At 61.5% G+C, this 11,461-nt stretch carries 12 protein-coding genes; 4 read left to right on the top strand and 8 right to left on the bottom strand.

Annotation, left to right across the window (positions count from 1 at the left end; translation table 11 throughout):
* Window positions 1-739: 739 nt before the first annotated feature.
* The 7 genes from OWC48_RS07255 to OWC48_RS07225 form a co-directional block, all read right to left on the bottom strand.
* Window positions 740-1,195, bottom strand: coding sequence for a hypothetical protein (locus OWC48_RS07255; RefSeq protein WP_282519351.1), 456 nt, complete (start codon window positions 1,193-1,195; stop codon window positions 740-742).
* 75 nt (window positions 1,196-1,270) lie between these two features.
* Window positions 1,271-1,654 carry a hypothetical protein gene (locus tag OWC48_RS07250; protein WP_282519350.1) on the bottom strand — a complete coding sequence of 128 codons (384 nt, stop codon included), beginning with the start codon at window positions 1,652-1,654 and terminating at the stop codon, window positions 1,271-1,273.
* Window positions 1,655-2,021: 367 nt separating this feature from the next.
* Window positions 2,022-4,460 carry a DUF3987 domain-containing protein gene (locus OWC48_RS07245; protein ID WP_282519349.1) on the bottom strand — a complete coding sequence of 813 codons (2,439 nt, stop codon included), beginning with the start codon at window positions 4,458-4,460 and terminating at the stop codon, window positions 2,022-2,024.
* Between the two features lie 147 nt (window positions 4,461-4,607).
* Window positions 4,608-4,811 (bottom strand): AlpA family transcriptional regulator, encoded by a 204-nt coding sequence (locus tag OWC48_RS07240; protein WP_282519348.1) that lies wholly within the window; start codon window positions 4,809-4,811, stop codon window positions 4,608-4,610.
* 200 nt (window positions 4,812-5,011) lie between these two features.
* The gene (locus OWC48_RS07235; RefSeq protein WP_282519347.1) at window positions 5,012-6,382 is read right to left on the bottom strand and encodes an integrase family protein; all 1,371 of its coding nucleotides are present in this window, start codon (window positions 6,380-6,382) and stop codon (window positions 5,012-5,014) included.
* 346 nt (window positions 6,383-6,728) lie between these two features.
* Window positions 6,729-6,950 carry an RNA-binding protein gene (locus OWC48_RS07230; protein ID WP_282519346.1) on the bottom strand — a complete coding sequence of 74 codons (222 nt, stop codon included), beginning with the start codon at window positions 6,948-6,950 and terminating at the stop codon, window positions 6,729-6,731.
* A gap of 512 nt (window positions 6,951-7,462) precedes the next feature.
* On the bottom strand, window positions 7,463-7,621 hold the full coding sequence (locus tag OWC48_RS07225) for a hypothetical protein (RefSeq protein ID WP_282519345.1): 159 nt from the start codon (window positions 7,619-7,621) through the stop codon (window positions 7,463-7,465).
* Between the two features lie 304 nt (window positions 7,622-7,925).
* Here OWC48_RS07225 and OWC48_RS07220 point away from each other — a divergent pair, with 304 nt between their 5' ends.
* Window positions 7,926-8,117 (top strand): hypothetical protein, encoded by a 192-nt coding sequence (locus OWC48_RS07220; RefSeq protein ID WP_028150987.1) that lies wholly within the window; start codon window positions 7,926-7,928, stop codon window positions 8,115-8,117.
* 60 nt (window positions 8,118-8,177) lie between these two features.
* On the opposite strand, the gene OWC48_RS07215 is transcribed toward OWC48_RS07220, so the two are convergent.
* A complete protein-coding gene (locus OWC48_RS07215) occupies window positions 8,178-9,356 on the bottom strand; it encodes an OpgC domain-containing protein (RefSeq protein WP_282519344.1) in 1,179 nt (392 codons plus the stop codon).
* A 256-nt stretch (window positions 9,357-9,612) separates the two neighbouring features.
* On the opposite strand from OWC48_RS07215, the gene OWC48_RS07210 reads away from it, so the two are divergent.
* From OWC48_RS07210 to OWC48_RS07200, 3 genes are all read left to right on the top strand, one after another.
* Window positions 9,613-9,918, top strand: coding sequence for an ETC complex I subunit (locus OWC48_RS07210; protein ID WP_014495449.1), 306 nt, complete (start codon window positions 9,613-9,615; stop codon window positions 9,916-9,918).
* A 312-nt stretch (window positions 9,919-10,230) separates the two neighbouring features.
* The gene (locus OWC48_RS07205; protein WP_282519343.1) at window positions 10,231-10,722 is read left to right on the top strand and encodes an Lrp/AsnC family transcriptional regulator; all 492 of its coding nucleotides are present in this window, start codon (window positions 10,231-10,233) and stop codon (window positions 10,720-10,722) included.
* Window positions 10,723-11,128: 406 nt separating this feature from the next.
* Window positions 11,129-11,428, top strand: coding sequence for a DUF3551 domain-containing protein (locus tag OWC48_RS07200; protein WP_282519342.1), 300 nt, complete (start codon window positions 11,129-11,131; stop codon window positions 11,426-11,428).
* Window positions 11,429-11,461: the final 33 nt, after the last annotated feature.

Here is an 11,461-nt window from a genome sequence, read left to right as displayed (position 1 = left end):
TCACGCAAAGCGTCGCCCTCGAAACGCCTACTAACTCGAGAATGGCATCGCTTTGGAGCTGTTCGAGCGCGGCGATGATCTTACGAGCTTCGGAAGCCTTCTCCATTGACTGGGCCAATTGAGGTGAAACTCTGCGAGAGGTCTCGCCAAGTACACGCTTGGGGGCGGGGATGTCCCCCCGAGAGCGGACGCCGGTGCTTCTTGTGTTTCTACCCACCCCGCGAAATGTCGGCAGCCGATGATTTGTACCCCATGAGACAGGAGGAGTGACGCGGCGTTCTGACGACGTGTGTCGCTGCAAGCGGTCGTGACCATTCTTCATGGTTGGCTCCTTGTGATGCCCCCGCATGCAATTTGGAAACATCGAATGAGCTCGCAGTCAAAATTTAAGCTTTTTGCATTTTGTCGGTTGCCAGGAAGCCATTCAGTTCTATTGCGATTTTTCGGCCCTGTCTGGTTTGCGCCGACGGGGCGTATTGTTGCGTCGTGAAGCCGTTTCGCGCGGAGAGCGATTCGAGTCGCGAATTCATATGGCGTCGAACGGGCGCTCTGGTTTCTCGATTTTGTGCGCTTTAGCGGTTTCAAGCGAGTGACTTTGGTGACTGAAAGCTGGTGTTTTGCGCGATCTTTGACACGGCGGGCTACTCTTTCTCGTCGCAGCCCCGACAGATGACTTTTGGGCCCACTGTCTCTCGTGGCCGCTCCGGCGCGAAACGCGCGCTGGCACCTAGCTGTTCGATCAAACCGGCGGTCGGACGTGGACACCGGCGGCGGACATTGCGTGCAGCATTTTCTGTCCCCCGAAGAGATTGAACGGCTTGCCTTTGCTCTCATCGATCATGGCTTGCGCCTGCAGTCTCATGAACTCGTCGGCGTACTCGCGGCCCTGCGTTTGTGCGATCGCGGTGTATTGTTCATTGAGCCTCGCAATCAGCCGATCGCCGGACCGGCGGACAATTGCCTGTTGGATCCGCACGATCCAATAAGCCGCTAAGACTGCCGCGCCGGCGACAAACAACGCGATGTAGCCGGGCTCGAGCCAGTCCTGTGGAATCTGGTGGGCGTTGAGGATCAGGTATGCCCAGGCCCAGGCTTCGCCCGAGAAGAAAAGAAGAATGCTGAGCGATACTCCCAACAGCCCGATCGCCGTGGCAAATCCCAAGGTGAACACGGTGTAGAACTGGCCGCGCGGCATCCGAAACCTCCGATCTTATACTCAACGACAGATTGCCGTAGCTGCAAGGCCCCTGCAAGCCCGTAAGACGGCCCCTCAGTCGAGATACGAGGGTCGCTGGACGCGTTGCATGGCGAGGATGGCCTGATTGACCGCCCGCTCTCTGCGAGCCGCCAGCTGGGCTGCCGCAGTTGGCTTTTTCACGCGCGCCTTTGGCCGCTTCTTCTGGACCTTCTGGATGGGGGCGGGCACTCCAGGCGAGTGGTGGAGCTCGCACCGCTTGTTGAGTTGGCCTTTGCGGATCCGGCTCTTGGTCGACAGAGCCCTGAAGGTGCGGTCGCAACCAGGTTCGGCACAAATGGACTGGTAGCGGATCATTTCGACGTAGCGGCCATCCCGGGTCCAATGATCTTTTGGGCCGACGATCTGGTACGGCCGGCCTCGAGACTTGAAGAGGCGGCCAGGGGTGAACTTGTTCATTGGAGCCTTCTTGTTTTGTGGGTGCATGCCGGAGACGTGGATGGACCACAAAAGCCGGCGCGGGCCCCTTGATCGCGGTGGGGCGGCCAGCGGTGGGGTGTCAGCGGTGTCAGCGGATTCCGCCTAAACGGGCTCAGGGGAAAATAGAGGGAGGAGGGGGTAAAAAGCCTTGGTGTTCTCGTGCGCGCAAGTGACACCGCTGACACCCAAGCGCTGGCGAAGACTACAAAACGGCGGGGACTGTCAGCGGTGTCAGCGGTTGTCAGCGCCGTGCGGCCTCCGCGCTCCGCCGTTTCGGAATGCAACGCGCGGGCCAACAGCGCTGACAGCGTTGACACCCGCTGACACCGCTGACGGGGCCGCGCCATCATGCCGGGCCTCCTTGGGCCGCCCGCCGACTTGCTGCCGCGACTGCGATTTCACCGCGGACGGCATCACGGCGTTCATTTTCGGCCCGCCGAATGTCCTCGAAGCGCCCATCGTGAACTGTCGGATTTACCCGCCAGCTGGCAGGATCGGAGCTCGTCATTCGGAGCCACCCGTCGGCCTCGAGGCGGCCCATCACCGCGAGAAGCTGCTTGCGGTTGCGACCCAGGCTGCGCGGCCGCGCTCTGCTGACTTCTCTGGCCGTTATCCGCTCCATGTTGCGGGTTAGGACGTACCCCGCGACCCATCGGGCCTCGTGATCGTTGCCGGCGCCGTCGAGTACGGTGGTATGGATGAACAGGGCGTGGGCATAGAGAAACTCTTCGACGTATCGTCGAGCTCTCCTGGCGGTGTCGGCTGAGATCAGCCCTTCGGGCGGTGTTTCCAATGCTTCCGCGATGATGGCCCATTCGATGAGATGAAACGCCAACGCGTAGCGGCCGAATTCCGCGTCCGCCTTGGCCAACCAGGTTTTCAGACCCGAGGGGACGTCGGGCCGGGCCATCTCGCGCAGCTTGAACGCCTTGATGGCCCACAGTTCTTCCGCGGCCCGCTGGTCGAAGCGGTAGGTCGCCTCGTCGAGGCCAGCAAGCGCCAACGCGACGCGCGGAACAGCTGCCTCTATGGCAGGGACCTCGGGATTGTCTTCGCCGAGCCCGAGCTGCCGAATGGCGATCAGGGCAAACCGTTGCAGCAAACCGTCGGTCGCGAGGTCGGGTGCAAGCCTGGCTATGAGGTCGTCTTGAATGCCTCCAATGATCGATACCGCCAGATTTGGCGCCTCGACAGAACCCCGACCTTGTCGGTCCACCCGGTAGGGAGCACCTTCCTTCGCCTCGAGCCAAAGCGCCCGGTCTTTGGAGCCTTTTGATCGGTACGCGTCCATGCCACCCAACCATCCCGACAGCTCGTCGGAATACTGAATCAACGGTGCGACTTCCGGCGTCTCGGCAAGGCGGGTGACAATCGCCTCCGTCGTGCTGTCGTTCGAGATTTTCGATCGCGCCTTGGGCGGCAATGGTTTCACGACGACGTCTGCCGGATGCGGCTCATCCTCGGCCGGCTCTTCGCTCTTTTTCTTCCCCGGCTTCTGAGCCGCAAAGGCAAGTTCTGCTCGATCGTAGTCAGACAATTCCTTGGCGAAGGTCGTCGACCAACTCTTGTTGACTGGATTGGCAAAAGCGAGCGCAGCCTTCACCGCGGCCGATTTGGCTGAGCCTGGATCGCCGACAAGCGCAGTCCACAAGACGCAGAGCACCGACCAGGAGCTCCGGTTTTGATACATTTGCAGCCGATTGGTCGCCGGAATGAGGGAGCCCACGACAGCTACCGCAGCGGCGGTGATCGCATCCGAGTTTACGCCTAGCGATCGCGCCCGATCTTTCCCGAACGCGTTCAGGAAGGGCGGAACAATGCCTTGGAGCATGTCCGCGGGCGGCTTCTCCTCTTTCCAGAGGTCGGCCGGTTTGTCCCAGTCGCCGGATGGCTGGGGGCGCCCGTTCACTTCAACGGCCTCGAACTCCACTTCGGCGCAAGCGATGCCGGGAGGATCTTGGGCGTATGTGTAAGCGTTGGCCACGCGCGTTTCGATGTGCTCGTAACTCTTACCTTCGGCGCCTGGCCAATGGTCCACGATCAACTCGAGGCAGTTTTCTTGGCTGATGCCGAAATCGCGAACATGGCACGACACCGAATAAGTGCCGTGGGCCGGCGCGCTGTAAGAGAGGTACGAAATAGCGCATTCGATATTGGCCGGTTGATCCAACTCGACCAAAGGAATTGCTCGGTCGAGGGCCGTTCGCTGGCGAGGTCGGCCGCAAGCAGTGGCCCATGCCTCGGGAAGGGCGGCAAACTCTTCTCCCCCGATCAGGCCATACTCGTTGCCGTCGACGGTGCTGCCGCCGCCGACAACATAGCCGCCAACCCCTCGAACATCGATTCCTGGACTGAGCTTCGAGTTGCTGTTGCCCAGCGGCCAAGGCGCAACAAAGTAGCGATGCTCGCCGCCCGAGGCGGTGCGGAACGTCATTGTTGGGGGAAGTTTGCCTAGATGCTGCTCGAGCTCGGCGAGCGATTGCTTCCCTGGCTTCCCGTCCTTGATGTCGATATCGATAACAGCAAGGAAACCGTTCAAGAAGGGAAGACCGGTACGCAGGCCCACATTGCAAACGCGATAGCCGCCCGCCCACAGCCTCTTTACGCGATCGGTGTCATGGGTCGCGAGGTCTTTCCAACTATCCTCAAAGACCGGTGTTTTCCGATTGGGCGACAATGGGAATACGTCGAATCCCAACTCGGCAAGACCGAGCGCGATGTCGAGTTTCGGCTTCAGGTCGACAAGGGGAGTTCGTTGTTTCGTAACGGTGTTTGTGATATCCATCTCTTGGTTTCGATTTTTGGCCCCGTTCGACCTGGCAGTCGGCGGGGCCATTCTTTTTGGCGCCCGCGGGGACGTGACTGTCTGGCCCTCATTATCGGGTGAACGTTGAATGTTCGGCCGGCGAAAGCGCGCGTGCGCGCGATGTGATCAAGCCGCAACCGCTGCTTCTGAGGTCGACTTACGTCGACGGCTCCACATCCACGCGTCCAAGTCGACGACGTCGTAAAGCACGCGCCCAGGCACAGGATTGAGAAAGTCGGGGCCGCCGCCCTTTACGCGCAGACGCTCCATCGTCGCTTTCGACAAGCGAACGTGGCGCGCGGCTTCCGTGGTGGTTAGAAATCGAGACATGTCATATCCTTGGATGAGGGCGGTTGCCTCGGTTCAAGCCGTCTATCCAAGGAACGAGAGAAACAACGCGCTGCCCGAAGCGCGATACCTTGGCTTGAACACTAAAATGCTATCGCAGATTGTCAGGAAGTCAACGGCAGCACGCAAGAGCCCGCTGCCGTCGTTTTTTGAGCCACCCAAATAGCTGTACCCAGCTGAATTTAGCTAGCTACAGCAATTTTCGGCTCCTCAATCGCGACGACATTGTCGCGCTCGAAGACAATTTCCGGCCTACAATAATTTGGCTTAGTGCCGACAATCTTGCGCAATTCGGCTTCCAGGATCGAGGCGACCAGTCGCTTTTCGGGGAGCATGTCGTACTTGTCGTATGTCGCAGTCACATCGCCCTCGAGATGATCGAGCAGCGCTTTGACGTCCTCGCGCTTTGCGCCCCCGCGGCGCGCGATCGTTGCGGCCGTGCGCCGGAGGTCATGCGGCGTGAAGTGCGCCATCCCGAGGTGCTCACGGATACCTTTGCGCGCGGGGCGCTTGCCCTTAGCCGGTCGGCCATTCAGCGCCGCCGACAGAGCGTCCCGAGTGATCGGCAATAATCCGGGTTTTGCATCTGTTTGGTCGTCGCAATCGGCTTTCGGATCGGGCTTCGCCCAAGAAGAGAAAACGGCGCCTTGATCGTTGCGCGCAATTGCCTCCCGCACGGCCGCAACGGCAAGTGCATTCAACGGGACAATCACTTCGCGGCGCTTCTTCACCCGATTTTTGGGGATGTGGTACTGCGGTTCTTCGCCGGTGAAGCCCACCAATTCCGGGATGAGTAGGCCCGCTGACTGACCTGGCCGGACCATGGTTGCCAGAATGAACCGCAAGGCGAGGGCAATGGGTCGGCTTGCTGGCAAGTCGGGATCATCCAGGCCCCACCAAAGCGTCCGGATTTCCTCGTCGGTGAGGACGCGTTCCCGTGGCGATTCCTGGTAGCGCCGGCGCATGTCCGCGACCGGATTGGTCGGGACGTGCCTTCGGCCCGGTTCTTTGGCCCAGGAGAACAGAGTGTGCAGGACTGACTGCGTTCGGTTCGCCCCCACGGGCGCTGTGGCGCCGATCTCCTCGAGGAGCTCCGCGACATCATCATCCGTGATCTCGGCCGCGATTCGGCGCTTCCACTTCGCCCGCGGTTTCTTGAGGTAACCCTCATCGTTCTTCCATGAAGATTTCCGGACCTTGGCGTATTGGTCCAGATAGAGCTGGGCGAGCTCATCGAATGTCAGCCTGTCGCGCTTGGGACGATTAGCCCGCTTCTCCGCGGCCGGGTCGGCGCCGTTGGCTATGTTCCCAAGCAGGATCTTGGCTTGCGTTCGGGCGGCCTCCGGCGCCAGCTTGCCGACGGCGGCCACGGTGTAGCGCCGTACTGGCGCTGTCCGACCGGTTCCCGCTCGATAGACTATGATGAACGACTTGGCGCCGGTGGGACGGACCCGCACACCGAAGCCGGGTAGCTTGGAGTCCCATACCGTGTATTCGGAAGCTTGCTTTGCCAGGCCGTCGACTAGCGTTTTGGTGATGGTTTGACCGCTCATTTGCCCTCCGGGAAGCACGGGGGAAGCACCGCGGTGCCAATCACAGCAGGCGAGGGATAGCGGTAGGTTATGGCCTGAGAGGTTTTCCTCGCAGGCTTAGGACCCCTGATAGTGCCTGAGGGCAGGTGAGGGACTAGCTGATATGTTTTGGGTACTGCAGGTCGTTGGTTCGAATCCAGCTGCCCCGACCAGTCCCGAGGTTGAAGCCCCTTCAATTCTCTCGATATTGCCCCGCGCTCATCCCGTTCCGTTGCCGCCGGCGACAGTGAAGTCGGCGAGGCGATCTCCGCGAAATTACACCAGACGCAACTTTTGCGTGCATTGGCGTTGCGACGGCGTTTCAATTTCAGAACAACAGCCAATCGACCAGGCGCCAGGCGATCCAGGCGAGGGCGCAGATCCAGCCCAGCATTGCGATCCCGGCGACGCCAAGCCCGCACAGTGCGAACAGCGAACTTTCAGTCTCCGGCGTGCCCGAGAGTTTCTCGGTCGTATCGATTTGACTCAATGCATCCCCTTGGTTTGCGGCCTGCTGTTCTTTGGTCTCTGCTCGCTCGTGAAAATTCACCGGCCGCGCTCCAGCTCACACGGTCGTGAGACGAGATGACCGTCCGTCCATCGCGCGGGCATGGATCGCAGCCACGCGGCTCCCCCGGACGGACGGGAAGAACCTGCAACTCTTGGCGCGGTGATTGGTTGCGACCGCACGGGCGGGAACTGTGCGCCGCAGCGACGGACCGACAATGCTCAGGGGCCGCTTGGCGCCTATGCGCAGAGCACGTCGCGCATCTGAGCCGGCGGGAGTGTTGGGGGGCAGGCGGCCTATAGCGATCTGAAGCGCGCGCGAACCTTGCTGAAGCCTTGCTTGAAGCTTTGGCGCTTGTTCTTCACCCAACGCCACTTCCGCGCGATTTTTCAAGGCATTGCGCCGGCCGGTCCGGCGCAGAATTCGCAAAATTGCTTCGAACCTTTGGCTGTCGCCATAGACATATGAGCATTGGGGATTTCAGCGCCCAATGCCTAAACGGACGCCGCCAAGCGATGATATTCCGCTTGAGCGGCGTCGCGCTATTCCGGGGATCAGTTCGTCGCGTACCAGCCGAGCGGAAACGGCAGGAACGGCCACGCCAGATGATTGTCGTTGGCCGCCTTCGGCGGTTCAGAGACGGATATCTTGACGCGCGGCGCAGGCGGCTCCGAGCGTACCGCCAGGCGCAAACGTCCACATTGCAAATTCATTGTGGTGCCCCAGTCAGCAAGTCATTTGAAAAATGAAAATCAGTTCGCAATTGCCACGCGTCCAGAACGGTACGCTCATTCTCAAATTGTGCATGCATCATAGAAAGATCGGCGCCGGCTTTCAACGGGTCTTGGCGGGTACCCACGAGGGGTAAGGTTGACCGGTTAGGTTAAGGACGAGTGGTTGTTGCGGCCGCATCCGTGGCTGATATCAGGTCGGCAAGGCTCGCGATGGGCTGCCTGCAATCGGTGCTCACACAGGTCACAGTTCGTCGCGGCGCTCATATCCTGTGAGTTTTGCGTCATGTCTTTCGATCGCAACGTCCGAACCGTCCATCCGCAGTCGAGCTGGACCGAGATCTGGCACCTCTGGACCGTGATCGTGCCGCGCCGCTCGATCAACGGGCAGCTGGTCTATGGAAAGGTCTGGCGCCGCCACGACGGCCGCGACTGGATCTACAAGAAGTTCACCGAGTACGACAGCGAGGCGGCCTGAGCCGGCTCCGCTGCCGCACCTAGAATCTAGCGCCCCGTTCCGATTTCGTCTGAAGTGGCTCTAGGCGGCCTTTGCAGGCGAGGCGGCCGCAGGCTTGGCCGGCGGCGGCTTGAGCGGCTTGTCCTGCTTCTTCGACCACGAGATGTAATAGGCCACCGTCGTCATGATCGCGATTCCGGCGATGCTGACGAAGATCTGTGCGAACAGCGAGCCCGAGCTCATCGACAGTTCGAAATGGCCGACGAAGGACAGGAACACGCCGACGCAGAACACGGCGAGCGACTGCTGGCCGCAGACGATCAAGGGATCGAACACCTTCCACTCCAGGCCCGGCCATTCCTTCGGCACGAAGCGGATCACCAGGATCACGATCACGACGAAATGGAGGAAGCGGTAGGGCGCAAGGTTGGTCTTGTCGTTGGGGTTGAAGGCCGAGAACAGCCATCCCGGGAACATGCCGCCGAGGGTGGGGAAGCGGCCGGCCATGGTCATGACCAGCGCGAAGGCGAGATAGCCGAGGCAAAGCCACAGCGTAACAGGCGAATTGATCACGGCTCCCGAACGCCGGGCGCCGCCCATCGCGCACCAGGCGCCGAACACGAACAGCACCTGCCAGGCATACGGATTGAAGTACCATTGGCCGGCCGGATAGGCGGTCAGGTTCAGGCCGTAATGGCGGGCGGCGAGCCACAGCACGATGGACAGCGCCATCGTCAGGTCGGGCTTGCGCAGCATGAACCACAGCACCGGCGGAAACAGCCCCATCAGCACGATGTAGAGCGGCAGCACGTCGAGATTGAGCGGCTTGAAGCGCAGGAACAGGCCCTGGCGCAAGGTCTCAGTGGCGTTGTCGACGAGGCCGGCGACGTTGAACTCGTTGATCATGTCGGAGTCGCCGAACCGCAGCGCCAGATAGCTGATCGAGGCGATGTAGATCACGAACAGGATGATGTGGGCGACGTAGAGCTGCCAGACCCGCTTGGTCAACCTCGTGGCGCCGACGATGAAGCCGCGCTCGAGCATCATTCGCGCATAGACGAAGGAAGCGGTGTAGCCGGAGATGAAGACGAACAGGTCGGCGGCGTCGGAAAAGCCGTAGTTGCGGGTGGTGATCCAGTTCACCACGTTGTCGGGGATATGGTCGAGAAAGATCGCCCAGTTCGCGATGCCGCGAAACAGGTCGAGCCTGAGGTCACGGCCCTTTTCGGGGAGCGTGGCGTTGATGTTCAGGAAGGCCATGCGACGGAAGCTTTCGGAGGGGGCGGATACGCTGGTGTCGGCGAGACAGGGCCGCCGGGCGGGATCCCGGCGCGGACAGCGGGTACGCAATTGTCACGGTGCAGCATAATGACTATACCCGTCGCCAAGGCACCCCGGGGACCGGAATCACCGATCAGTTCCCAAAAGGTGTCTCTATACTATGCCCGCGGTTTCGACCAACTGCTACCGTGACGCATCGGAATCGAACGAAAAGACGAAGAGGCCCGGACCACCCATGACCGCACGCATTTTCAAGCCCGCCAAGAACGCGATGCAATCCGGCCGGTCCAAGACCAAGGAATGGCAGCTGGATTACGAGCCGGAGCAGCCGCGTTCGGTCGAGCCGCTGATGGGCTGGACCTCGTCCGGCGACATGAAGCAGCAGATCACGCTGCGCTTCCACAGCAAGGAAGAGGCGGTCGCCTATTGCGAGCGCAAGGGCATCGCCTACCAGGTGATCGAGCCGCAGGATTCGATCCGCCGCCCGGTCGCCTATGCCGACAATTTCTCGTTCCGGCGCGGCGAACCCTGGACGCATTGAGGGGCGGCTGGCTGCTCCAACGTCATACGACGTGATTTACTCGTCATGCCCGGGCCTTGTCCCGCCTGCGCGGCCGAAGCCGCTTTCGCGAGGCGAAGGCCCGGGCATCCACGTCTTTGGCGCCGCGTGATAGAGCGCGGACGGCCGCGACGAGCCCTGGCATGACGGCGGGGGTACCCGCCCGCAGACATGACGTCGGGTCCGATGACCCCGGATCCACGGATCAGCTATTGCGCGGGGCTCCGGCCCCTTGGCAGCGATTCCGCCGCGTGCTTCGCTGACGTCATGACGGGGATCATGGCGAGGTGGGGGATGGCCGGGCGTGACCAGCTCGACGGCGTCGATCTGAAAATACTTTCCGAACTGCAGCAGGACGGGCGGGTGCGCAACAACGAGCTGGCGCTGCGGGTCGGCGTGTCCGCGCCCAACTGCCTGCGGCGGCTGAAACTGCTGTTCAGCCGCGGCGTGATCCGGGCGGTTCGCGCCGTCATCGACGAGCGGCTGCTCGGCTATGAGGTGGTCTCGTTCGTCTCGATCCAGCTCGGCAGCCAGGCCCAGCCGGTGCTGGAGGCGTTCGAGAGCTCGATCGCCGCGATTCCGCGCATCCAGCAGTGCTGGCGGATTTCGGGCGACACCGACTACCTGCTGAAATGCGTCGCGCCGAACGTCGAGAGCATGCGGCAGCAGCTGCTGCATTTCGCTGCGATGACTGATGTGAAGAACGTCCGCAGCTTTCCGGTACTGGGTGTCGCAAAGGACGTGCCGCTGCCGTTGCAGGAGGTCGTGGCGGCGTCGGCGGGCTAGGCCAGGGCAAGCACGTGGCAGGCGGTTTCGTTGTGGCCATCCTTCGAGACGCCCGCCTTTGGCGGGCTCCTCAGGATGAGGACTCGTTTCGCGGCGAAGCTCTAAATCCTCATGGTGAGGAGCGCCGCCTTGCGGCGCGTCTCGAACCATGAAGGCCGAGCATTTTCACATCATCCAACGCGATGGCGACACGGCTCGACCGGGCGGCGATTCACAAAAGCCGAATCAGCGGTTCACCATATAGCTTAGTAACTCACCTAACTGTGACATGTGATTTACGAAGCTCTGCAATGCGCTGAACCGTGATTGCCGGGATGGGGCGCTGGCCTACATGCGAGGTGTGAGCCTCAGCCTGCGTCGCACGCTGGGGATGCTTTTGTGGGACCCTGAAGCAGGAAAAGACAACATGACCTCGACCTCGAAGACGTTCGTCGCATCCGCTGCGACGCTGTTCGCCTCTGCGTTTCTCATGATCACCGCGCCCGCCGCGAAGGCGGACGACTACTGCATCACCAACGGCGCCCAGGCTGCGCACGGCTGCGGCTTTCCGACGATGGAAGCCTGCCGGGCCGCTTCCGGCGGCATCGGCGGCATGTGCTCGCAGGCCGCCGGCGCGAAGACCAGCAACGATGCGCTCGCCTTCCAGCCGAAGCAGACGCAGTCGCGTACCAAGGCCCGTCCGGGCAAGAATGCGTCCTCGAACTAAGTCACGATCGCCAATTCCGGCGTAAATGGTGCG

Source organism: Bradyrhizobium sp. Arg816 (assembly GCF_029989365.1).
Lineage (GTDB): Bacteria > Pseudomonadota > Alphaproteobacteria > Rhizobiales > Xanthobacteraceae > Bradyrhizobium.
This window is presented reverse-complemented; position numbering and strand designations above follow the sequence as displayed.